At 34.3% G+C, this 22,944-nt stretch carries 24 protein-coding genes; 13 read left to right on the forward strand and 11 right to left on the reverse strand.

All coding sequences use genetic code 11. The features are described 5' to 3' along the window. Window positions 1-15: 15 nt before the first annotated feature. The 10 genes from JS605_RS08325 (at window position 16) to JS605_RS08370 (ending at window position 8,844) form a co-directional block, all read left to right on the forward strand. Complete coding sequence (locus JS605_RS08325) at window positions 16-1,143, forward strand: PQQ-dependent sugar dehydrogenase (RefSeq protein ID WP_203257235.1); 1,128 nt, start codon at window positions 16-18, stop codon at window positions 1,141-1,143. Window positions 1,144-1,154: 11 nt separating this feature from the next. Next, window positions 1,155-1,559, forward strand: a complete 405-nt coding sequence (locus JS605_RS08330; RefSeq protein WP_203257236.1) for a c-type cytochrome — start codon at window positions 1,155-1,157, stop codon at window positions 1,557-1,559. Between the two features lie 67 nt (window positions 1,560-1,626). Then, on the forward strand, window positions 1,627-2,232 hold the full coding sequence (gene udk / locus JS605_RS08335; protein ID WP_203257237.1) for a uridine kinase: 606 nt from the start codon (window positions 1,627-1,629) through the stop codon (window positions 2,230-2,232). Further along, on the forward strand, window positions 2,233-2,562 hold the full coding sequence (locus JS605_RS08340) for an FtsB family cell division protein (protein ID WP_203257238.1): 330 nt from the start codon (window positions 2,233-2,235) through the stop codon (window positions 2,560-2,562). Next, entirely contained in the window at window positions 2,555-3,922 is a 1,368-nt protein-coding gene (locus JS605_RS08345; protein ID WP_203257239.1) for a methylmalonyl-CoA mutase subunit beta, read from the forward strand. The genes JS605_RS08340 and JS605_RS08345 overlap by 8 nt, the downstream gene beginning before the upstream one ends. A 5-nt stretch (window positions 3,923-3,927) precedes the next feature. Beyond that, window positions 3,928-4,608: a hypothetical protein gene (locus JS605_RS08350; RefSeq protein WP_203257240.1), complete on the forward strand. Its 681-nt coding sequence runs from the start codon at window positions 3,928-3,930 to the stop codon at window positions 4,606-4,608. A 12-nt stretch (window positions 4,609-4,620) separates the two neighbouring features. Next, window positions 4,621-5,262, forward strand: a complete 642-nt coding sequence (locus tag JS605_RS08355; protein WP_203257241.1) for a hypothetical protein — start codon at window positions 4,621-4,623, stop codon at window positions 5,260-5,262. Continuing rightward, on the forward strand, window positions 5,262-7,382 hold the full coding sequence (scpA, locus tag JS605_RS08360; RefSeq protein ID WP_203257242.1) for a methylmalonyl-CoA mutase: 2,121 nt from the start codon (window positions 5,262-5,264) through the stop codon (window positions 7,380-7,382). The genes JS605_RS08355 and scpA overlap by 1 nt, the downstream gene beginning before the upstream one ends. A gap of 126 nt (window positions 7,383-7,508) precedes the next feature. Then, a complete protein-coding gene (locus JS605_RS08365) occupies window positions 7,509-8,039 on the forward strand; it encodes an RNA polymerase sigma factor (protein WP_203257243.1) in 531 nt (176 codons plus the stop codon). Between the two features lies 1 nt (window position 8,040). After that, entirely contained in the window at window positions 8,041-8,844 is an 804-nt protein-coding gene (locus tag JS605_RS08370) for an anti-sigma factor (RefSeq protein ID WP_203257244.1), read from the forward strand. Between the two features lie 161 nt (window positions 8,845-9,005). Here the strand turns inward: JS605_RS08370 and JS605_RS08375 are convergent, their stop codons facing one another. From JS605_RS08375 to JS605_RS17630, 3 genes are all read right to left on the reverse strand, one after another. Continuing rightward, window positions 9,006-10,304, reverse strand: a complete 1,299-nt coding sequence (locus JS605_RS08375; protein WP_203257245.1) for a tetratricopeptide repeat protein — start codon at window positions 10,302-10,304, stop codon at window positions 9,006-9,008. A gap of 76 nt (window positions 10,305-10,380) precedes the next feature. Continuing rightward, window positions 10,381-10,935, reverse strand: a complete 555-nt coding sequence (locus JS605_RS17625; RefSeq protein WP_203257246.1) for a DUF4331 family protein — start codon at window positions 10,933-10,935, stop codon at window positions 10,381-10,383. A gap of 28 nt (window positions 10,936-10,963) precedes the next feature. Beyond that, window positions 10,964-11,614, reverse strand: a complete 651-nt coding sequence (locus JS605_RS17630; protein WP_203257247.1) for a DUF4331 family protein — start codon at window positions 11,612-11,614, stop codon at window positions 10,964-10,966. 148 nt (window positions 11,615-11,762) lie between these two features. On the opposite strand from JS605_RS17630, the gene JS605_RS08390 reads away from it, so the two are divergent. Further along, a complete protein-coding gene (locus tag JS605_RS08390; protein ID WP_203257248.1) occupies window positions 11,763-12,935 on the forward strand; it encodes an LETM1-related biofilm-associated protein in 1,173 nt (390 codons plus the stop codon). 218 nt (window positions 12,936-13,153) lie between these two features. Then, entirely contained in the window at window positions 13,154-13,651 is a 498-nt protein-coding gene (locus JS605_RS08395) for a hypothetical protein (protein ID WP_203257249.1), read from the forward strand. A 189-nt stretch (window positions 13,652-13,840) separates the two neighbouring features. On the opposite strand, the gene JS605_RS08400 is transcribed toward JS605_RS08395, so the two are convergent. From JS605_RS08400 to JS605_RS08430, 7 genes are all read right to left on the reverse strand, one after another. Then, entirely contained in the window at window positions 13,841-14,794 is a 954-nt protein-coding gene (locus JS605_RS08400) for a Fic family protein (protein ID WP_203257250.1), read from the reverse strand. 57 nt (window positions 14,795-14,851) lie between these two features. Next, complete coding sequence (locus tag JS605_RS08405; protein ID WP_203257251.1) at window positions 14,852-15,607, reverse strand: LytR/AlgR family response regulator transcription factor; 756 nt, start codon at window positions 15,605-15,607, stop codon at window positions 14,852-14,854. 116 nt (window positions 15,608-15,723) lie between these two features. Next, a complete protein-coding gene (locus tag JS605_RS08410; protein ID WP_203257252.1) occupies window positions 15,724-16,062 on the reverse strand; it encodes a 2TM domain-containing protein in 339 nt (112 codons plus the stop codon). A 53-nt stretch (window positions 16,063-16,115) separates the two neighbouring features. After that, window positions 16,116-17,456, reverse strand: coding sequence for a 2TM domain-containing protein (locus JS605_RS08415; protein ID WP_203257253.1), 1,341 nt, complete (start codon window positions 17,454-17,456; stop codon window positions 16,116-16,118). Window positions 17,457-17,477: 21 nt separating this feature from the next. Then, complete coding sequence (locus tag JS605_RS08420; protein WP_203257254.1) at window positions 17,478-18,101, reverse strand: hypothetical protein; 624 nt, start codon at window positions 18,099-18,101, stop codon at window positions 17,478-17,480. Between the two features lie 11 nt (window positions 18,102-18,112). Further along, window positions 18,113-18,538 (reverse strand): DUF2141 domain-containing protein, encoded by a 426-nt coding sequence (locus JS605_RS08425; RefSeq protein ID WP_203257255.1) that lies wholly within the window; start codon window positions 18,536-18,538, stop codon window positions 18,113-18,115. A 219-nt stretch (window positions 18,539-18,757) separates the two neighbouring features. Further along, window positions 18,758-19,555 carry an energy transducer TonB gene (locus tag JS605_RS08430; protein WP_317194138.1) on the reverse strand — a complete coding sequence of 266 codons (798 nt, stop codon included), beginning with the start codon at window positions 19,553-19,555 and terminating at the stop codon, window positions 18,758-18,760. Window positions 19,556-19,763: 208 nt separating this feature from the next. Between JS605_RS08430 and JS605_RS08435 the strand changes: the two genes are divergently transcribed. Then, window positions 19,764-20,540 carry an NYN domain-containing protein gene (locus tag JS605_RS08435; protein ID WP_203257256.1) on the forward strand — a complete coding sequence of 259 codons (777 nt, stop codon included), beginning with the start codon at window positions 19,764-19,766 and terminating at the stop codon, window positions 20,538-20,540. Window positions 20,541-20,616: 76 nt separating this feature from the next. Here JS605_RS08435 and JS605_RS08440 read toward each other — a convergent pair whose 3' ends face one another. After that, the gene (locus JS605_RS08440; protein ID WP_203257257.1) at window positions 20,617-22,884 is read right to left on the reverse strand and encodes an aconitate hydratase; all 2,268 of its coding nucleotides are present in this window, start codon (window positions 22,882-22,884) and stop codon (window positions 20,617-20,619) included. Between the last annotated feature and the right edge of the window lie 60 nt (window positions 22,885-22,944).

Raw genomic sequence — 22,944 nt, forward strand, 5'->3', positions numbered from 1 at the left:
TATAAACCTATGAAAATGAAACAGTTTATCTCTCTATTCTTAATGACTTTAATATGTTTATTCTCATGCGCTCAACAAGTTCCCTCTAAGGTTTCGGCAGAAAAACCAATAAAAAATAATTACGTTACCAAAGTTGTTGTTCCTGAATTGAATATACCTTGGGGTATGGCCTTTTTGCCAAATGAAAGTATATTAATCACTGAAAAAACAGGAGAATTAATTATGTTTAAAGATGGCAATAAAACAACAATTGAAGGACTCCCAGATATATACTTGAGAGGACAAGGAGGCCTAATGGATGTAAAACTACATCCTGACTACAAAAATAATGGTTGGATCTATTTTTCTTATGCCTCAGCAGAAGGTAAGGGCGATGGTGGTAATACAGCCATTATTCGCGCACAATTAAACGGAAATTTACTTTCTAATATTGAGTATCTCTACAAAGGCGTGCCTAACACAAAAAAAGGACAACACTGGGGATCTCGAATAGAATTTGATAAAGACGGTTACCTATACTTCTCCATAGGAGATAGAGGTAATCGGGATGTTAACCCACAAGATATTACCAAGGATGGAGGGAAAATATATAGGATACACGATGATGGCTCTATTCCAGAGGACAACCCTTTTATAGATAGTCTCAATGCCAAAAGTGCCATTTTTAGTTATGGGCACAGAAACCCACAAGGTATGGTAATGCACCCAATAACTGGCAAAATTTGGATAAACGAGCATGGGCCAAAAGGTGGAGACGAGATAAACATTATAGAAAAAGGGAATAATTATGGTTGGCCAGTAATTTCATATGGTATTAATTACAGTGGTACAAAGTTTACAGAAATCACTGAAAAAGAGGATATGGTACAACCACTATTCTATTGGGTGCCCTCCATTGCACCAAGTGGCATGGCAATAGTTAACTCGGATAGATATCCAGATTGGAAAGGAAGTGTTTTAGTAGGCTCGCTTAAATTCGAGTATTTAGAACGGTTAGTTATTAAAGACAACAAAGTTATAAAACGAGAAAAATTATTTGAAGGTTTAGGCAGGTTTAGAAACATAAAACAAGCACCTGATGGTTATCTCTATGCTGGCGTAGAGGGTGTTGGTATTGTAAAACTTATTCCTGATTCATTTTAAATTACAACTCTATGAAAGTATTTATATTTCTATGCTTAGGAAGCTTAACTGTATTGAGCTTTACAATAACACCCCAACAAGACAAACTACAAGAAAGCATCTCCAAAGGGCAAGATATCTACACAGATTTTTGTATAAATTGCCACATGGCTAATGGCGAAGGTGTAGAAAAAACGTTTCCTCCTTTAGCGAAGTCCGATTATTTAAAAAACAATAGGGAAGCCAGTATCAGAGGTATTAAATATGGTCAAAAAGGAGAAATTACCGTAAACGGCACTGTTTACAATGGCTATATGGCACCCATGGGTCTAGATGATGATGAAATTGCCGACGTCATGAACTTTATCAATAATAATTGGGGCAATTCAAATACAAAAATGGTAACTAAGGAAGAAGTTGCTGCAGTAAAAAAATAGCAGAAACCCCAACCATATAATTTAACATTTACTAACTTTGTTTATAGCCTAAAAATCGTAAAATTATATGTTGGTAATAGGAATTGCTGGTGGTACAGGGTGTGGTAAAACTACGGTTGTAAATCAGTTACTAAAGGAGCTTCCAGAAGGAGAGGTTGGGGTTATTTCCCAAGATTCTTATTACAAAGACACGTCTCATTTAAGCTATGACGAACGTGTAAAAATCAATTTCGACCATCCTAGGAGCATTGACTTTGATTTATTAGTACAACATTTAAGAGCCTTAAAAAATAGCGAACCTATACACCAGCCTGTATACTCGTTTGTTAAGCACAATAGAACTGGGGATACTATATTAACCCACCCCAGAAAAGTGATGATTATTGAAGGAATTTTAATCCTCACCAATCCTGAGCTTCGAGATATGTTCGACATTAAAATATTTGTGCACGCCGATAGTGATGAACGCTTAATAAGGCGCTTAAAACGTGATATTTCTGAACGTGGCAGGGACTTAGAGGAAGTTTTAACACGATATAAAACCACTTTAAAACCAATGCACGATCAGTTTATAGAACCCATGAAAGAATATGCTGATATTATAATACCAAACAACCATTACAATACCGTAGCTATAGATATTGTTCGTACCATTATCAACGAAAAATTATAAATGAAAACGTTTAACACCAATAACAAATACTTAAAACCATTCAAGAATATATACATCCTTGCACTGGTAGTCTTTGTAGTTTGGATGATTTTTTTTGATAGTAATTCGTGGTTTATCCATAATGAATTAAACACAGAAATTAACGATTTAGAATCAGAAAAAGAGTACTACCGAAAAGGAAAGGAAAAAGACGATAAAGAGTTTAAAAAGTTAAGTTCAGAACAAGGTTTAGAAAAGTTTGCTCGTGAAGAGTACTACATGAAACGTGAAAACGAAGAAATTTTTATTATTGAATACGAAGACAGTTTAAAAACAAAGGATAGTGAGTAACTCGTTATTTAGTGAATTTGAACCCGTTTCCATGAAACAATGGAAACAAAAAATACAATTTGATCTTAAAGGTGCAGATTACAATGACACACTTGTTTGGACCACTAACGAAGGTATTCAAGTAAAACCGTTTTATCACTCTGAAGATGTTGCTAACTTACCCCAAAATATCACATCAAGTACTGCAAAATTTAAAATATGTGAAACCATAAAGGTTGATAATGCAAAAACAGCAAATCAGTTAGCATGTTCGGCCATTTCAAAAGGTGCAGAATCCATAAAATTCGTGTTAACCCATGAGAATATTGAAGTCAACACTCTTTTAGCTAACATAAATCTAGACGAAATACCTATTCATATAGCCTTACAATTTTTAAACACAGACATTGTTGAATTGTTTACTGCATCAGGATCAAAAGCAGGTATTTTTGTCCATAATGATATTATCGGAAATCTAGCCGAATCAGGGAATTGGTATGTAAACTTAAAAGAAGATTTTTTAAACTTTAAAAATGGATTAAACCATTCTAACACCATATCGATTAACGGGTTATTGTACCAAAATGCAGGAGCAAACATGGTACAACAATTGGCCTATACCTTGGCGCACCTTAATGAATACCTTAATTATATCGAGAATAGCACTTTAAATGAAACATCAAAATACAATGTAGTTTTTAATGTTGCCCTAGGCTCAAACTATTTTTTTGAAATTGCAAAATTAAGAGCATTGCGTTTACTTTTTAACACCATTAGCAAAGTATACACACAAGATTACTCATGCTCAATTTTTGCTACACCATCCAAACGAAATAAAGTTATTTACGATTATAACACCAATATGCTACGTACTACAACAGAGTGTATGAGTGCTATTTTAGGCGGTGCAGATACCATTAGCAATTTACCCTATGATGCTTTATTCCATAAAAACAATGCATTTGGCTCTAGAATTGCCAGAAATCAATTGCTGATTTTAAAGTATGAAAGCTATTTTGATGTGGTAGACAATCTTACAGATGGAAGTTATTATATTGAAACAATAACACAACAACTAGCCGAAAAAGCCTTAATACTTTTTAAAGACATAGAGGCTAACGGCGGGTTTTTAAAGCAACTTAAAAGTGGTACCATACAACGTAAAATAAAAGAAAGTGCCACGAAAGAGCAACAGCAGTTTGATGCAGGTAGTGTAGTTATTCTTGGCAGTAATAAATACCCCAACCTAAATGATACAATGAAAGATGATATAGAAGTCTCTCCGTTTTTAAAAATTAAAAAAAGAAAAACCTTAATAACCCCAATAATTAAAAAACGTTTAACCGAAAATTTAGAACAAGAACGATTAAAAAAAGAGTAAGTATTATGAAATTAAAATTTATTGCATGTTTGGCAATCATCACTTTATTTAGTTGTAAAAAAGAGCCACAAGAAAAAACCTTAGAAACCTATAAATTCTCTGAAAAAGGTATCGTATTAAACTGTGATCAATTCGATGTAAAACTATTAAACGAAGCCCTTTTTTCTTTTGAAGATGATATCTTAAAAAAGTATGGTAATACAGGGCAAACCGGAAACCCTAACCTTACTCGAGCTTATTCGCAGTTTATAAGAAATGCCATGTATGGTCGTATAAAATATGCTGAGGTCGTATCCCCACATTCAGTTAAAGTTTTTGATGTTTTAAAATCCAGAGCAGAATTATGGGACTTAAATCATCCAGATACTAAATTAAATTACAATAGTGTAGTTATGGAATGTATCTCAAAAAACATGATAGATAAAAGTTTAAAAACCACTTTTAATGCCCTAATCGAGACCAATAGCATGAGTCCAAAACTATACGGACCAGCATTACAATCTAACTATGGCGCAGCTATTCGCGATAAATATCTATCAGCCTATGTAGCTTTAGAGTTTTTCTATGGAAAGTTATTTGATGTGGACTTATCTCAAGTTTCTGAAACACCTGAATCTAAGGTTGATTTTAATAAAATCCCGCAACCAACAACTCAAAACGATCCTCATGCAGGACATAATCATTAAGCGTTATTTTTGATGTATAAAAAATTACTATCATACCTATTCATTCTTTTGTATTCATTAACATTGGCTTCTTGTCTTAATGGAACCAGTGGTATTGAAAACTGGATTGAAATTAAAAATTCTGAAGATATTTCTGGAAAATATCATTCACTAAGCGATGATGGTATAAAAGTGTATTTACCCAATACATTTAAAAAATATAGCACAAACGAATACCTACAGCTTTTAGATTCGATATCTTCTAAAAAAGATTACGAATTCGAATCTAAAGCTGTTGAAACGTTAAGAGATCTTGAAGGTAATTTTTATATCTATTTTGACGACACTTATGGTATTACCTATACCATAAACACCTTACCCTATTTTCCGTTTTCTAAAAGGGACGCCTCCCAACTATTAGGTATTATTAGATTGAATAACGAAAAGGTATCAGAAACTCAAAACATAGACTTTACTAAACTTACCGCTAAATACAGTGGTAATAAAAAACAACAAATCTTTAAAGCTATATACAAAGTAGATTATACTGAAAAAGGTTCATCATTATTTAATACCTCGTACATTATATCATCAAATCGTAAAACCGTAATGATTAAGCTTTCTAGTATTTATGATATAGACTTTAATCCTTACATTCAAAAAATGGTGTTGTAGTGTCGAGAAAACCTGTAGAACATATAAAGATTCAAACTGACATCAGTTCTAATAACCCTGATGTAAAAACTTATGATACCGCAGAAGGCATCAATATAAAATCTTTATACTCTAAAGAGGATTTAAAGCATATTGAACATCTAAATTTCGCAGCAGGCATACCACCTTATTTACGAGGGCCTTACAGTACCATGTATGTAAAACGACCATGGACCATTCGTCAGTATGCAGGATTTAGTACCGCCGAAGAGAGTAATACCTTTTACAGAAGAAATTTAGCCGCTGGTCAAAAAGGGCTATCCGTGGCTTTTGATTTGGCCACACATAGAGGTTACGACTCCGATCATGAACGCGTGGTGGGTGATGTAGGTAAAGCAGGAGTAGCCATAGACTCCGTGGAGGATATGAAAATACTCTTCGATCAAATTCCACTAGATAAAATGTCGGTCTCTATGACCATGAATGGCGCAGTACTCCCCATTATGGCGTTTTACATTGTAGCCGCTGAAGAACAAGGTGTTACATTACAAGAGTTGTCAGGTACAATTCAAAATGATATTTTAAAGGAATTTATGGTGCGTAACACCTATATCTACCCGCCTACACCATCCATGAAAATTGTCTCTGATATTTTTGAGTTTACCAGTAAACAAATGCCTAAGTTTAATAGCATTAGTATTTCTGGTTACCACATGCAAGAAGCTGGAGCTACCTGCGATATAGAGCTCGCTTATACTTTGGCAGATGGTTTAGAGTATTTAAAAACAGGAATAAAAGCTGGTATGGATATAGATACCTTTGCCCCTCGCCTGTCATTTTTCTGGGCTATTGGCATGAATCATTTTATGGAAATTGCTAAAATGCGAGCCGCACGAATGCTTTGGGCTAAAATTGTAAAACAATTTAACCCTAAAAACCCTAAATCCTTAGCATTGCGCACACATTGTCAAACTTCTGGATGGAGTTTAACCGAACAAGACCCGTTTAACAATGTTGCAAGAACGACAATAGAAGCCACTGCAGCAGCTTTTGGAGGCACACAAAGTTTACATACCAATGCTCTGGATGAAGCTATCGCACTACCAACTGATTTTTCTGCTCGAATTGCAAGAAACACACAACTATACCTACAAGAAGAAACTAAAATAACCAAGACAGTGGATCCATGGGCAGGTAGCCATTACGTTGAAAAACTAACCCATGATATTGCAGAAAAAGCTTGGAATCTCATTCAAGAAATTGAAGATTTAGGTGGTATGACTAAAGCAATCGAAGCAGGTATACCTAAAATTAGAATAGAAGAAGCTGCAGCAAGAAAACAGGCCAGAATTGACTCTGGACAAGACATTATAGTAGGTGTTAATAAATACCAACTAGAACAAGAAGACCATATAGCCACTTTAGAAGTAGATAATCAAACGGTAAGACAAGCTCAAATTGAGCGTTTAAAACATATTAAATCTACCCGAAACTCCAATGAAGTTAAGGCTGCACTATCAAAATTAACAGTAGCTGCTAAAACAGGACAAGAAAATTTATTAGCTTTAGCTATTAAAGCAGCAAAACAACGTGCCACTTTAGGAGAAATAAGTGATGCACTAGAAGCAGAATTTGGAAGGCACAAAGCACAAATAAAATCATTCTCAGGAGTGTACAGCAAGACTATAGAAAACGACGATACATTTAAAAAAGCACAGCAATTGGCAGATGTCTTTGCTGAACAAGAAGGCAGAAGACCTCGCATCATGATTGCAAAAATGGGACAGGACGGTCATGATCGTGGTGCAAAAGTGGTAGCTACAGGTTACGCTGATATTGGTTTTGATGTTGATATTGGTCCGTTATTCCAAACCCCAGAAGAGGTAGCTAAACAAGCTGTTGAAAACGATGTACATATTCTTGGGGTATCCTCACAAGCTGCTGGACATAAAACATTAGTCCCAGAGGTTATTAAAGCCCTAAAACATTTTGGACGTGACGACATTATGGTAATTGTTGGTGGTGTGATACCCAAACAAGATTATCAATTTTTATTTGATGCTGGCGCCATAGCTGTTTTTGGTCCTGGCACAAAAATTAGTGATACTGCTATCGCTGTTTTAGAAATTTTGATTGACTAACTATACTCTTATTCTCCTACACTAAATAAGGCATTTATATTCTAGCGACCTCATTTAAATTTTAAACTACATATATTTACGAATTAGTGAATTATTTAGTACTTTTCAATAAATTATTTGCCGTGAATGGATTTAGATAGCCTGATAGAAAAATTTCAAAAAAAAGACGAAAAAGCCTTTGAAACTCTTTACGGGATGTATAGTGAAAGTATTCATGGTGTAATTTATAATATAGTTAGAGATGATACTATTGCAGAAGAAGTTATGCAAGATGTTTTTATAAAAGCATGGTATAAATCTGATAGTTATTCTTCAAAAAAAGGGCGTTTTTTTACATGGCTATTAAACATTGCTAGAAATGCTGCGATAGATAAAACACGTTCTAAAGCGTACAAGACCTCAAAACAAAACCTCGATGCCACTTTTTTCGTAGATATCATAGAAACCAGTGACAATCTAGATAAAAAAACTGATGCCATTGGGATAACAAAGTTTGTAGCCAAGCTTGCCAAAAAATGCAAAGAAGTTATAGAGCTACTATACTTTAAGGGCTACACGCAAAGTGAAGCATCCGAAGCTCTTGATATCCCCATAGGTACAATTAAAACAAGAAATAGAAACTGTATTCAAGAACTTAGAAACATAGTTTTAAATTAAAATGGATATTAATGCATACATAGCGTCAGGAGTTTTAGAGCTATACGTAGCAGGTACACTCTCTGAAAAAGAAAATAAAGAGGTGTACGCGCTTATGCAAAAACATCCTGAAATTCTACAAGAGGTTTTAGATATCGAAGCAGCCATAATTAAATTAACAGCTGCAACCTCAAAAGGCACAAACACACATATCCTACGGGAAATTAAAAAAGAACTGAATCTTAGCAATGAAATACCTAAAGTAATCCCTATTTCTAAACCAAGATATAATTGGGTAACATATACAGGTTGGGCTGCATCTGTTATTTTAGGTTTAGGTTTGCTATGGACACTACAACAAAACAACAAACTAGAATCGGATATTAAAATATCTAAAACCCAACAATCCATTCTTGAACAACACATAGAAAACTCTAGAAATAATTTACAAGAAGCCAATACACTAATTTCTGTGTTACGCGATGATAACATTGCAAAAATACCTCTGGATGGGCAGGGTAATTTTGCCAATGCTTATGCAAAAGTATATTGGGATAAAACATCAAATCGTATATTTTTAGATGCTCTAGGATTACCAGAACCTCCTGAAGGGATGGTATACCAAGTATGGTCCTTAAAATTAAATCCGCTAACACCTACTAGCCTTGGCACCATTGATAGCTTTAAAACAGATGCAAATAAAATCTTCGAAATAAAAAATACCAACCAAAGTGAAGCCTTTGGTATAACCCTTGAACCTGCTGGTGGTAGTGATACTCCAACGATGGATCAACTATATACTCTAGGTGTTGTTAAAACCAGTTGATGATTTCTGCAGAAGTATAAAACTATATCCAAAAAAATCACTCAACCACATTTCTGCGATTGAGCGACTTCCATCAAACAAAAAACCTAAAAACCAACCTTTTAAGGTGTATATTTAGTCACAATCAATTCCCTCAAATTAATCTGATGTTTCGTTGTTTACTATATATTCTTAATCGTTTCTGTGGTTAGTGGCCCTAATTCAAAACTACTTTTTAAGAGTTCTTCTTTTATATCTTTGGCTTTATTTAATTTTCCACTAGCTTTATATATTTCAGCCATATGGTATAACACTTCTGGTTCTGAAGTATGACCTGCAACATGGTTTTCCATGATGCTAAGCGCCTCTCTTAAATTACCATGATTGTAATGGGTCCATGCTAGTAAATCATACGATTGTGCTGTTGGTCTGTTTTCAATCTCATGATATGCAATCTTTAGGGCTTCAGCAGTTTTTGCTTTATTTTCAGCGAGCAGTAGTATATTGTATTTATTGTACATATTACCATATAATGTATTACCCATTGCTTTCTTATACAAAGCAATTTCTCTCTCTTTCAAATTAATATCATCTGTAAAATCAGCTATTTCTGCTTTTAGCAAATGATAGTCTGGAGCATGGTAATTTTTAGTAATAGAATTTAAAATACGTAATGCCTCTTCGGTATTTTTTTCATGAGAGTATGCTATCCAAGCAATGCCTTTTTTGGCATATGCATCGTTAGGGTTTAGCGCTAAGGCTTTCAAATAATGGCTGTATGAGTCTTCTAAGCGACCTGCATGACCATAATAATCGGCTAAATTCGTGTAAGACCATTGCATCAAACCTTTATTTTTATTAGCCTCTGCCATATCAGTAGCCTTTTCTAAATACAGAATTGCCTTGTCTAAATCGCCATTATGGTCACTCCATTTAGACAATCTTATTAAAAAATCAAAATCTTTATAGTTTTCAATCTTATTAAGATATTGTTGTGCTTCAGCTAAATTCCCTAATTCTAAATGTACATCAAACAGCATTTTTTGGGTAGATGCTAAACGATCTCCATGTACTTCTGCTTTTTCTAAAAGCTTTAAGGCTTCTTTAAATTTATGTTGCGAAATATGGTTTCTCGCCAAGGCTCTTAGGTAACCCGAATTACTATAGTTTGTCGCTTTATTAGCTGCTATCAACTTTCTTTCAGCATCAATTAAATATTCAATTTTACCTGTTTCGCTGAATAACAGAGATTGAGATGCTGCAACTTTTGCCAAATAAGGAAACTGATTTGGCGCTTTCTCTAGCTTTTTTTCCCAAAATATATAATCTTGTTGTGCAGCATCCAAAATCTCATTGTTCTTATTTTGTAAATACTGGTTATAGTCGGTTTTGTTTGTTACTAGTTTAGGTGTCTCGGTTTTGGTTTTACAACTAAAAACACAAAGTATAACGGTACAAAATATTAGATTAAAAAGTTTCATATTATATGTTTTTGTTTGAAGTTAACTATCCGAGTATGCCATGGTTAACATACCCGGAAATTAGATTAATTTAGTATTACCAAGGCGATGCGAGGTAAGGAAATGTGCTTAAAAATGCTTTGTCATTAGCATCCACATTGTCATTGGATAGTGTTGGATTTTCAGAAAAATCCTCTCCTCCAAAAATCAATAGAAGCTCTACGGTAATAACATCGTCTGCCAAAGCACGACCTGTTAATACATTAGTTCCATCAAAAAAAGTGGTTGTTCCATCCAGTGAAACATTTAAAACATCTGTAGCAAGTAACCCTGTAAAGGCTGCTGCATCAAGTCCTAATGCATTTTGGTCACCTGGGTTAGCAAATGCAGGACTTAACCCAGTTAGGTTAGTTTCAAACATACTTTGAAACGATGCGTTTTGCTGAGATGGTATTGTAGTATTAAACATATCTTTACTGGAAGAGGATACAAATACGGTATTTACTGCTGGTCTTCCCATTTGGTCTTCTTGTTCATAAGTTCCAGAAAAATCTGGGCCTTTTGGTGTCGTTACACCGTCATCATCATTAGAACAGTTAAATGCTAAAAATGAGAGGCTTAATGTTAAGGTTAATATTTTTAAAGTTTTCATAATTACAATCTTATAAGTTAATACCTGTTTACTTTGTCTTGGTTTCCACCCAAGTATTTATGGTGCCTGTTCCTCCAATCATAGACTTTGGCACCTCAACTACAATAGACATCACATTGGAACCTGCAAATGTGTCGGTCCCTGGATCGTTAAAACCAGAGGCGTTACCAGCAATAATTTCAGAATACTGTGCAAAGTCCATAAAGAATGGGTCGTCTCTAGGTCCTGCGAAAAAGCTCATACCTGCACTTGTACCAATTACTGGGCTTTCTCCATATTTTGTAATTGCTACAACTCCACTAGCTTGAGAGTTTGTTTGTATCACACTATTTAAACCTGTTTGCGATGGCACTACTGGACCAAAAAAGTACATTTTACCATCTCTTGGAATAGCCTGTATTACCAAGTCTTCCACATTATCGCCAGTGTTGTCAATGTTAATTTCTACCAAAACACCTTCATCAAAAGAAGCATTAGCAGTATTGGCAGGGCTTATCAACCCTTGTACGTTAACCACAAAGGCTAGGTTAGATGTGTTTTCGCCTTGGAAGGCATAAAAATCGGTAATATCACTTGTACCACCTTGTACTGCAGGTGCATCAATATGGTCTGCAGCAATAACGAAAAAGCTGGCTATTGCCAAAACTCCCACGCCTAGAATTGTTTTTAAATTTTTCATGATTTTGAGATTTTGTTATTATTAATTTTCACTCTCAAGCATACCTACGAAAAAAGGATTTTAGCGGTTTTGTTAAATTTTTGTTAAAGAAAAAACTAGGGTAGTTTTCAGCTAAAAGTTTATTTTTACATCATTGTGATAATAAACTATGAACCCTTCAGCATCTGGTTGGATAAAAAAACTTGAAAGCGAGCTAACTTTAAATAATCTTTTTTTAAAGTTTAGCAGAGCCACATTTTATGATGCGCTAAGGGATTGCGGATTTATTTATGGTAGTAATCAAGATATTGCATCTCAAATCTTACCAAAACGAGACCTACAAGAAGAAGAAATCTGTAAAGTTAACTTGTGTATAGCACTGTACTATGCGCATTACAACTCTAGTTGCAAACAGCCTTTTGTAGAGAGTGTCATCAATTTTTATTCGGAAATAAGCGATATAAAAACATCATTTTTTAAAGGCCTATTAGGTGGTATAAAATCTAGTGAACAACTTGAAAACATCATTCATAAACGCATTCAAATTGATGCTAATATACTTACCAAGAATTTTAATTACTTCATCATTAACGCATTACTTTATGTAGATGTGTTAGCCTATCAGCAGTATTTATCCAAAGAGGTGTTTTCCGTGGCTTATGTAAAACAATTAGAAGCAGCTATTGTGACTATTGCCTTGGACGTTTTAAATGCTAAGGAAGAAAAGCATAGTTATGATGAAAGTTTAGTAAAGCTATTTCAATCGTCGTTACGCTTTAATGAAAACGAGAATTTAGATTACAAAAAAGCCATTAATTACATAGTATCTGAAGAGGAACGGTACTATATTCTAGACCTAGCATGTATGGCAACTTGGAGCGACCAAATGATTGATGTGGACGAACAGCACTTTCTAGAAAAACTGGGTACCGATTTACAATTACCGCTCTCTCGCACTTTACAGGCCATAAAAGTTGTAAATCGCTTTTACACCGTAAACAAGGATAACATTGCCCTGTTGAGTTCTAAAAATGTAGTGCAGAGCTTTTACAATAACTCCAGTAAAATGGTAAAGAAGTTGATTACCCGCAACAGTAAACGTTTATACCAAGAACTTAAGGACAGTAAAGAACTCATGGTATTACTCACACAGTCTACCGTTAGGGATTTAAATAAAGAAGAACAGCAAAAAGTACAAGAACAGCTTTTAGATATTTTTAAATCCATACCTAGTCTAGCGATTTTTATGTTACCTGGTGGCGCTTTATTATTGCCTTTAGTAGTAAAATTTATACCTAAATTGTTACCATCTGCTTTTGATGAAAACCGAGTAGACGAGTAGCTTAGCATTTGACTTTGTAAAAATTTTCTACTAAATTCGTTCGCAATTGATATGCGTGAACACTCTAGTGAAAATTTGCAAAATGAAAATAACTATAACCGTCTTACTAATATGCTTCTATAACCTTATTTTATTTGGTCAGAAAAAAGAGCTTTATGTTAATGATGATTTTGAATATATATCGAAAACTGAGTTTGACAAAATGTCTAAAGAGCCTCTTGATTATAAATTTAAGATTCGAATTAGACTCAGCTTACTTAAATGTAAAAGTATCTAGATACAAAAAAGGCAAAATTGAGTTAAAAATACTAGACTCAATTAAAAAAGTATTTTATAAAAACAAGAAGTTTAATGATAATGAAATATTCCTGATAAACTATTATCCAGGAAATGACAGATGTAGTACAGATGGATACAAATCAAGTTTTAAATCATACTATAGTCAGTATCGACGAAAATTTGATAAAATAGAAAATTTAAAACAACTATTTGTCTATAAATCAAATGACGGATTAAAAGGGTTTGGTAATAAGATCAATTGGCAATCTGATATTGACAATTTAATTGAAAAGACATTTTACCCTATACCTTATCCTTGTGGAGGTTATGTAATAATTGATAGTAAAGGCAATTACATCTCTGAAAGAGGAGAATATGGCTATTGGAAAGGGTTGTTAAACGAAATAAAATCTTTTACTAACAATGACCCAAAGTAATTTACTTATTCTGATATACCTCAGAAGATCTTTTAGTTTTTTAGCTTCATGCACTGCTAATATTAGTAGTTAAAATACGGACTATTCTTATTGCTAACTATTAACTAAATCCAAAATCACTTACAATTCCCCCTTAAACTGTAATCTTCCCAAAGTTGGTTTTTTTTAGTTGAAAAATGCAAGCTAACACTACCGTTTACGCTTTCTTTGTTTTATGTAATCATCAATAGCCTTTTTGGTGGTGTACCAATTGCGACCTTCTTTATGGGCATCAATTTTACCTTGTCTTGCTAATAAACTAATGTATTCTTGCCCATAATGTACATCGGGCTCTTCAACAATATCTGAGATTATTTTGTAATCTTCGGTGTTATCTGGCAATGCACTTAAATAAATATTAAGTGTACGCTCTAAGGACTGGCACATTAACAACATTAGTTTAGCATAGTTGCCTTTATTAGCAAGATTTAAAGCATCGTAATATTTCTTTCTATCATTTTTTAAAATAATAGCTGGAGGAAAACCATGTGCCATTAAAATTAAGTTCATGGATAAGCGTACAGTTCTACCATTACCATCAAAAAACGGATGTATCCACACAAACTTATGATGGAATACTGTAGCCAATTCTATAACATTTAAACCCAAAGGGTTTTTAGTTACAAAATGCACAAGATCATCTAATAATTGAGATACTTTACGGGCATTGGGAGGTATAAAATTGGCACCAGAAATTCTAACTCCTGCATTTCTTAACCTTCCTGCAAAATCATCTTCTATGGAACGTAGTACTAATGCATGAAGCGATAAAATATCCTTTTCATTAAGCTTATACCCTTTAGTAACCAATGTATACAAATAGTTTATGGCTGTTTCGTGGTTTTTTGCCTCAAAATGTTCCCTTAAAGATTTTCCTTTAATCGTAACCCCTTCCTGAAGTACCATTTGGGTTTCTCGCAAACTTAATGTGTTACCCTCTATACTATTGGAATTGTAAGTCCACTCTATAGATAGGGCTTCCTTAATTTTTTGCAATGCAATATTAGGCAGCGGTCTTGCTGCTTCTAGCATTGCTACCTTATCAAATAAACGTTGAAACGTTTCATTTAAGTCTTTCCCGTATGTAACATCTATATCCCACACAGTACAAAGATACTAAATATCGTTTGTACTTAAAAATAATTCTATCCGATATTGAAATTATTCCAACCAACCTTTAAAGTCCTTAACCCGTTCTCTGGCTACAATAACGTCTTGTTCATTATAAGAGTTTAATTTTATTTGTAAACGCGAATTGGTATAGCTTACCATATCTTTTATGGCGTTAATGTTGACAAAAAACTTACGGTTAATTCGGAAAAAAGTTTGTGGTTCTAGCTCTTCCTCTAATTGCTCTAAAGTAGTATCTATTAAATAATTTCTACCATCTGTAGTGTGTAAATAGGTGCCTTTATTTTCGCTATAAAAACACTCTATCTCGTCTATATTTATCAATTTTAAGTGTTGCCCAACTTTTACAGAAAATCGTTTTTTATATTCCCTATCTATAGGGTTTACTAATAGTTTTTTAATATCATTAAAATCTAGTGTTACGGCTTGTTTTTGTGGTGCACGGTCTTGGTATTTTTTTACTGCTATAGCTAAATCGTCTTCATCTATTGGTTTTAATAAATAATCTATGCTATTTAATTTGAAGGCTTGCAGCGCATATTCATCATAAGCTGTTGTGAATATCACGGCAGACTTAATTTCTATAGTTTCAAAAATTTCAAAGGAGAGTCCATCGCTTAATTGAATATCTAAAAATATTAAATCGGGATGCGTATTGTTTTGAAACCATGCTATGGCTTCTTCTACAGAATGTAGCATAACTTGTGCTTCTAAATGTAATGTTTGAAGCATGCGCTGTAAACGTCTTGCAGATGGTTTTTCGTCTTCTATAATTATTACGTTCATTGTATTTCGATTGACTGTTTTTGGTTGATAAACTTTGTACTAGTACGCTATTTTTGCCGATTCCACGTTAAGACTTTGAGAAATGAAAGCCTGTCAACAGAGAGGTATTTAAATGATTATTCAAATTGACGCTCGTCTCGTTGTTCTCTTTCCATATACTCTCGTATTTTACGTTCTTCCCATTTTTTATTGAAGGCTAGACGCTTGCCAAATACGCCTATGGCATGAAACCCCAAACCTATACCCCAAAAAACTGGTGTTGACCATGTGCCGAAATGCCACATATTCCCACTATTAACGGCTATTATCACAACAATAAAAATATTTACGACTACATACCAGAAGGCATGCCAGTAAAAGCCCTTAAGAGCTTTTAAGCGTTTTTCTGCCCGTAAATATGCATCTTCGTTTCTATAATTTCGTTCCCCGTAAGGTTGTATATCGTACTTATCCATTGTTTTAAATTTTTATTTTTTGTTTATTTTATAAAACTGCTACAACTTCAGTTCTATTTCCATCTATTCTCTTCCTCCTCACGCATAAATTGCTCTATTTTGCGTCGTTCCCAGTTACCCCCAAAAGTTTTATCACTTACAAAAACTTTAAAAGCTTGTATGGTTAAACCTATGCCCCAACCTATCATTGGAAACCAAAACCATTGAAAACCCCAAAACGTTTTATAATTGATAAATATTAAAAATGGTATCACTAAACAGTAGGATATTAAACTGTAGTAAAAGTTTTTTAATTCTTCTACATGATTGCGGGCTCTTAAATAAGTATCGTCTATTTGATTTGATGTTTGTGTTCTCATAACTGATATTTGTTTTGTAAGCATTGGTATTGCAACAGCAAACTTTTGTGCTTCTTTGTTAATGTCTATTTTTTTCTTTGTGAGCAGTTTGTAACGTTGCATGATATTTGCCAAACCTACACCACTACTCTTTTTTACGATTTGTTTGGGTTGTAAATTATTTTCTACTACCAGATATCCCTCATCCTCATAAATTTTTATGTGTAAAGGTTTATTTGGAGTTACCATATTGTGCTTTACAGCATTTTCTAATAATAATTGTAGCGATAACGGCACTACTTTACTTTCTGGATTTTTAGCTTGTGCTGGCATGGTAAAGACAATACTGTCCTCAAACCTCATTTTTAAAAGCGACATATAGGTTTTTGCAAACTGTAGCTCTTCGTCTACGGTTACCAACTCCTTATTTTTTTGCTCTAACACATAGCGATATACTTTGGATAATGAGGTAGTGAACTTTTGAGCTTGATGGGGATTCTCTTCAATTAAACTGGTTAATACATTTAAACTATTAAATAAAAAATGCGGATCTAGCTGATTCTTTAATGCATCAAACTTTGCACTTGCCGTACCTGCTATTACTTTTTGTTCCTTTAATTTGTTTTGCTGGTACTTGTTATAAAAGTATATAATGTGGAATACTGATACTATAGCAAGGGTAATCCAAAGCCCGAAATAGTAATATTCCAATTTGTCATTTGCTATAAATTCTTCAACAGAGGTCCCTCCAAAAACAAAGTAGGTAAATAATCTTAAAAAGAATAAACCTATTAATGTGATTAGTGTTGACCCTATAATTCCAGCGATAATACGCTTTAGTGTACTGTTCTTTTTCCATTTGTAGGCATTCATTTTATCAAAAAAGTACATATTGGAGTACCCTAACAGAAATGCATACAATTGATAGAATCCAAAATCGATTAAAAAATCCTGTATACTGTCGTAGCTAAACCTATCGGATAGTAGCTCTCCAATAACATAAACTATACAACCAATTATAAATGTTATAAGAATTTGTCTAATCGATTTTTTCATGATACGTTTTATTGCAAAAATTTACTGTTTACATGATTTTAGTAACTCCTCTACCCGATCCTTACCCCATTTGGGATGAAATTCCGTTTCTGCTTTAAATTTAGCAAAAAGTTCTAAGGCGCGTTCTAAGTCTTTACAAAATGGTGTGGTATCTTGTCCAAAGTATTTTGCACTGCCAATATTCCACTCTGCTTTAGATGCAACAACCCTTGGGTTATCTGGTGCTATGGCTTCTGCCTTAGCATATAACTCAATTACTTTTGGAGATAAGGTCATACCGTAAGTGGCACCATCTGAAGCAATCCAAGCCGTATGCAATAAGGCTTGCATTACCATAATCTCTGGGTTATTTTTTGAAATTGCTGTAGCGTCATTCAATAAATCCTGTCCCTTTTTTAATTTTGCAACTAGTTTATCTTTATCCTGTTCCCCAAAACTGGTTACGATATTTATTTGAGCTGCCCAGTACGGTGGCAACCAGTTGTCTGGCTCTGCTGAAGCTATGCGCTCAAACAAATTGGCAGCTTCTGCTGGTTTGTTTTCCCCCCACAACTCAAATGCTTTTTGCATTCCTTTTTCATAATTAGTTTGTGCCGTTGTTAATATTGACACTAAAAATGTTGCGATAATAAATAGGTGTTTCATGATATTAAGTGTTATAATGTGATATGTTGTGTTACTGATTCGTTATTGATTGTGAATTTGGCATCTTCCCATTTTGGTGGCCCCATAAAACCTTTAGCATTATTTGAGCACCCATAATCTTCTTTGGGAATACCAAACATACCTGTATCCATTTTATTGTTATTGTTTTCATCGTGGTAAAATGATACAGCATAAGTACCGTTAGGTATATTTTTAAAAACTACTTCGCAACTGTTGTTTTGTATTATTAAGGAAGTAGATTTATAGCCTTTTCCTAGGAAGCTGGCTTGTGAATTATAAAGGGATATGTAAACTTTCCCTGAATTACTTTCTAAATTAGAGATTGTTACGGTTACATGATGTCCTGTAGCCTCTTGTGCAAATGAAAGCGATGTGCTTATAATGATGAAGCAGATGATTTTGATAAGTTGTTGCATAACTGTTTTATTTTTAATGACAGTTCAAATATCTTATCAAAGCCCACGAATTTAAAATTGAACTTACCGAACTGTAAAAAACAGATACTGAATTGTAGTTTTCTTTTAAACTGTAGTAAACAGGCATAAAAAAGTTAAGGATACTTTGTAATAAAGTATCCTTAACCGTCCAAACATGATAACTGGGTATTAACCCTAAAAAAGCTTGTTATGTGTTTGCTATTGTTCTGCCATTTTAAAATTAATAGGCAAACTAAATGGTACACTTACAGGTTTACCGCGTTGTTTTCCTGGAATCATTTTTGGCAATAAACTTACTATACGGTGTGCTTCATCTTCCAATATTTTATCTGGACCTCTAGTTCTAATTTTTGTAATTCTTCCATCTTGAGCTATTACAAATATTACAAACACACGTCCTGATATTTCCATATCTAATGCCATTTCTGGATAGTTGAAGTTTTTTGCTACATGCATATTCATTTTTTCTTGAAAACACTTTCTGCGCTCAGATTTTTTTACCTTCTCACAACCAGGAAATAAAGGCACATCTTCAATTACAGCAAATGGTACCTCAACTTCCTCTTCTATTTGCCCAACATTTACATCTTCAACACGTATTACATTATCACTTATTAAATCATCCTGACTAGTTTCTGTACTTTCAAATACAGTTTCTTCAATCTCTTCTGTATCCTCTACAATTTGTACAGTCTCTTGCATAACTACTGGCGGTGGTGGCGGTGGTGGCGTATTCATACTTACCAACGGAATTTCTTCATCTATTTCCGTATCCATCACAATCATATCTATTACTACTGCCTCTTCTTCATATGTTTTATATTCAATCGCTTGCCACGAAAAGAATAACATAATATTGAGTCCTATAGCGAAATAAAGGCTGCTATTCCGGCCTACCTCTAATTCTGGGTTCTTTTTAGGTATCATGTTTACCGGTTTTAAAGTTTGTAATTGCTCTAACAATGAAATTTTTAAAATCTCATTGTTTGTTATCATTTTGTTACTGTAAAATTAAAGTGTGCCTTCAATATTAATTATGACTTTTGTCATATTACCAAAATAACATCGTAATTTTAACAATATGAAAATATAAAAGCCTTATAAATGAATATATTTATGATTATTCATTTTTTAATAAATCTACCATATGTTTGGCTCTGGCATAACTATCCTGTAACTTAGAGACTTATTTTAAACACTTATTATGAATATTAATCTTGCTGTTTTAATAGATGGGGATAACATACCTGCAAGTCATGTTAATGAAATGATGGAAGAAATCGCGAAATATGGTAATCCCACCATAAAGCGTATTTATGGAGACTGGACAAAACCAAATTTAAACAAATGGAAAAAAGTATTACTTGAAAATGCAATCACACCTGTACAGCAATATAGTTATACTATTGGAAAAAACGCCACAGACTCCGCCATGATAATTGATGCTATGGATATTTTATATTCCAATAAAGTTGAGGGGTTTTGCCTAGTGTCCAGTGATAGTGACTTTACACGTTTGGCTACACGATTAAGGGAAGCCCGTATGCAAGTTATTGGCATTGGGGAAAAGAAAACGCCAAATCCGTTCATAGCTGCATGTGACAGGTTTATATATATTGAAATTTTAAAAAGCAGAGATAACGAAAAAGAGGATAGTGATACTAATGATTCTAAATCATCCAAAAAACCTTCTGTTGATATTATTACCCTGAAAGAGATTAATTTGATAAAATCCTCAATAGAAGATTTGTCTGATGAAGATGGATGGGCATTTCTAGGGGATGTTGGTAGTTTAATACAAAAGAAACGCCCTAATTTTGACTCAAGAAACTATGGTTTTCAAAAGCTAACGCCTCTAATAAAATCTACAGGTAAATTTGATATTGAAGAGCGTAATGCCCCAAACAATAGTAGGTATAAACATATTTACATTAAGAACAAAGCAAAAGAAAAACGCGGTGAAAAACGCCACAAATCCTAAATATCGCACACCATATTAAAAACAAAAAATCCAGCTTTTCGCTGGATTTTTAAATTTCATGTAGTCTATGCAAATATTAAGCATTTTGCTTCTTTATTAAATTAAGTGCAGAGCCTTCCTTATACCATGCTATCTGTGCATCGTTATATGTATGGTTTAATTTAACAGTATCCTTAGTTCCGTCAGTATGCACAATCTCTAAGGTTAATTGCTTATCTGGTCCAAACTCGTTTAAATCTAAGAAGTTAAAGGAATCATCTTCTTGAATCAAATCATAGTCACTTTCATTAGCAAAGGTTAACCCCAACATCCCTTGTTTTTTCAAGTTGGTTTCATGAATACGCGCAAAAGATTTAACAATAACTGCCGCTACTCCTAGATGGCGTGGTTGCATTGCAGCGTGTTCTCTAGAAGAACCTTCTCCATAATTATGATCTCCTACCACAATAGTTTTAATACCTGCCGCTTTATAAGCACGTTGCACATCTGGTACACCACCATAATCTCCTGTTAATTGATTTTTAACAAAGTTGGTTTTCTTATTAAAAGCGTTAACCGCTCCAATTAAGGTATTATTGGCTATATTATCTAAATGTCCTCTAAAACGTAACCATGGACCAGCCATAGAAATATGATCGGTTGTACACTTACCAAAGGCTTTTATTAATAGTTTAGCACCTGTAATAGTGTCGCCTAAGGGTACAAATGGCGTTAGTAATTGTAAGCGTTCTGAATCTTCTTTAACCACAACATTTACATGGCTACCATCCTCTTCTGGAGCTAAATACCCATTTTCCTCAACCTCAAAACCTTTTGGAGGTAATTCCCATCCTGTAGGTTCATCTAGCATCACTTCTTCCCCATTCTCATTGATGAGTTTATCCGTCATCGGATTAAAATCCAAGCGTCCTGCAATAGCTATTGCTGCTGTAATTTCGGGAGAGGCTACAAATGCATGTGTGTTTGGATTTCCATCTGCACGCTTCGCAAAGTTTCTATTGAATGAATGTACGATACTATTTTTTGGTGCATTTTTAGGATCGGAGTATCGTGCCCATTGGCCAATACAAGGGCCACAAGCATTGGTAAATATAGTAGCATCTAATTTTTCAAAAACTTGTAAAATACCGTCACGCTCAGCAGTATAACGCACTTGTTCAGATCCTGGATTAATACCAAATTCTGCTTTTGTTTTTAAATTCTTATCTAATGCTTGTTGTGCTATTGAGGCTGCCCTGGATAAATCTTCGTACGAGGAATTAGTACAAGACCCAATCAAGCCCCACTCTACTTTTATCGGCCATTCGTTATCACTAGCTTTTTTTGTCATTTCAGAACCTACCGTTGTAGACAAATCTGGGGTAAATGGTCCGTTTAATAATGGGCCTAGTTCAGATAAGTTAATCTCTATAACTTGATCAAAATACTGTTCTGGATTTTCGTAAACTTCAGCATCAGCTGTTAAATAAGCTGCCACTTCATTTGCTGCATCAGCAACACCTTCTCTATCTGTTGCCCGTAAATACCTATCCATAGAATCATCATATCCAAAAGTTGATGTGGTTGCACCTATCTCTGCCCCCATATTACAGATAGTTCCTTTACCCGTACATGACATCGATAAAGCCCCAGGACCAAAATATTCTACAATAGCACCTGTACCTCCTTTTACCGTTAGGATTTCTGCAACTTTTAAAATCACGTCTTTTGGTGCTGTCCATCCCGATAGCTTTCCTGTTAGCTTAACACCTATTAACTTTGGGAATTTTAATTCCCACGCCATACCTGCCATCACATCTACTGCATCAGCTCCACCAACACCAATGGCCACCATGCCCAAACCTCCTGCATTTACCGTATGCGAATCGGTTCCTATCATCATACCGCCAGGAAACGCATAGTTTTCTAGTACCACTTGATGAATAATTCCTGCACCTGGTTTCCAAAAACCAATACCATATTTATTGGATACTGATTCTAAAAAATTAAATACCTCGCTACTTACTGTATTGGCATGTTTTAAATCTTTTGCTGCACCTTCTTTGGCTTGTATTAAGTGATCGCAATGCACAGTCGTTGGAACTGCTACTTTATCTTTTCCAGCTTGCATAAATTGCAACAAAGCCATTTGTGCTGTTGCATCTTGACATGCGATTCTATCTGGTGCAAAATCCACGTAGTCTTTTCCTCTTACAAAAGCTTTGGTTGGCATGCCGTCCCATAAGTGGTTGTATAATATTTTTTCTGAAAGTGTTAGTGGTTTTCCAACAATGTCTCGGGCGGTGTCTACACGCTCTTTCATTCTGGCGTAAACGCCTTTTATCATGTCAATATCAAATGTCATAGAAATTTATTTTATTTAATTTTTAGTTTCTTTTTAACGCTCTCTAAGATACGAAAATAT

This window comes from Hyunsoonleella ulvae (assembly GCF_016827605.1).
Classification (GTDB): Bacteria; Bacteroidota; Bacteroidia; order Flavobacteriales; family Flavobacteriaceae; genus Jejuia; species Jejuia ulvae.

Bases quoted from the DNA above. Each gene is read 5' to 3' on its own strand.
- JS605_RS08325 (WP_203257235.1), top strand. From the start codon at position 16: ATGAAACAGTTTATCTCTCTATTCTTAATGACTTTAATATGTTTATTC.
- JS605_RS08330 (WP_203257236.1), top strand. From the start codon at position 1,155: ATGAAAGTATTTATATTTCTATGCTTAGGAAGCTTAACTGTATTGAGC.
- udk (WP_203257237.1), top strand. From the start codon at position 1,627: ATGTTGGTAATAGGAATTGCTGGTGGTACAGGGTGTGGTAAAACTACG.
- JS605_RS08340 (WP_203257238.1), top strand. From the start codon at position 2,233: ATGAAAACGTTTAACACCAATAACAAATACTTAAAACCATTCAAGAAT.
- JS605_RS08350 (WP_203257240.1), top strand. From the start codon at position 3,928: ATGAAATTAAAATTTATTGCATGTTTGGCAATCATCACTTTATTTAGT.
- JS605_RS08355 (WP_203257241.1), top strand. From the start codon at position 4,621: ATGTATAAAAAATTACTATCATACCTATTCATTCTTTTGTATTCATTA.
- JS605_RS08365 (WP_203257243.1), top strand. From the start codon at position 7,509: ATGGATTTAGATAGCCTGATAGAAAAATTTCAAAAAAAAGACGAAAAA.
- JS605_RS08370 (WP_203257244.1), top strand. From the start codon at position 8,041: ATGGATATTAATGCATACATAGCGTCAGGAGTTTTAGAGCTATACGTA.
- JS605_RS08375 (WP_203257245.1), bottom strand. From the start codon at position 10,304: ATGAAACTTTTTAATCTAATATTTTGTACCGTTATACTTTGTGTTTTT.
- JS605_RS17625 (WP_203257246.1), bottom strand. From the start codon at position 10,935: ATGAAAACTTTAAAAATATTAACCTTAACATTAAGCCTCTCATTTTTA.
- JS605_RS17630 (WP_203257247.1), bottom strand. From the start codon at position 11,614: ATGAAAAATTTAAAAACAATTCTAGGCGTGGGAGTTTTGGCAATAGCC.
- JS605_RS08390 (WP_203257248.1), top strand. From the start codon at position 11,763: ATGAACCCTTCAGCATCTGGTTGGATAAAAAAACTTGAAAGCGAGCTA.
- JS605_RS08405 (WP_203257251.1), bottom strand. From the start codon at position 15,607: ATGAACGTAATAATTATAGAAGACGAAAAACCATCTGCAAGACGTTTA.
- JS605_RS08410 (WP_203257252.1), bottom strand. From the start codon at position 16,062: ATGGATAAGTACGATATACAACCTTACGGGGAACGAAATTATAGAAAC.
- JS605_RS08415 (WP_203257253.1), bottom strand. From the start codon at position 17,456: ATGAAAAAATCGATTAGACAAATTCTTATAACATTTATAATTGGTTGT.
- JS605_RS08420 (WP_203257254.1), bottom strand. From the start codon at position 18,101: ATGAAACACCTATTTATTATCGCAACATTTTTAGTGTCAATATTAACA.
- JS605_RS08425 (WP_203257255.1), bottom strand. From the start codon at position 18,538: ATGCAACAACTTATCAAAATCATCTGCTTCATCATTATAAGCACATCG.
- JS605_RS08430 (WP_317194138.1), bottom strand. From the start codon at position 19,555: ATGATAACAAACAATGAGATTTTAAAAATTTCATTGTTAGAGCAATTA.
- JS605_RS08435 (WP_203257256.1), top strand. From the start codon at position 19,764: ATGAATATTAATCTTGCTGTTTTAATAGATGGGGATAACATACCTGCA.
- JS605_RS08440 (WP_203257257.1), bottom strand. From the start codon at position 22,884: ATGACATTTGATATTGACATGATAAAAGGCGTTTACGCCAGAATGAAA.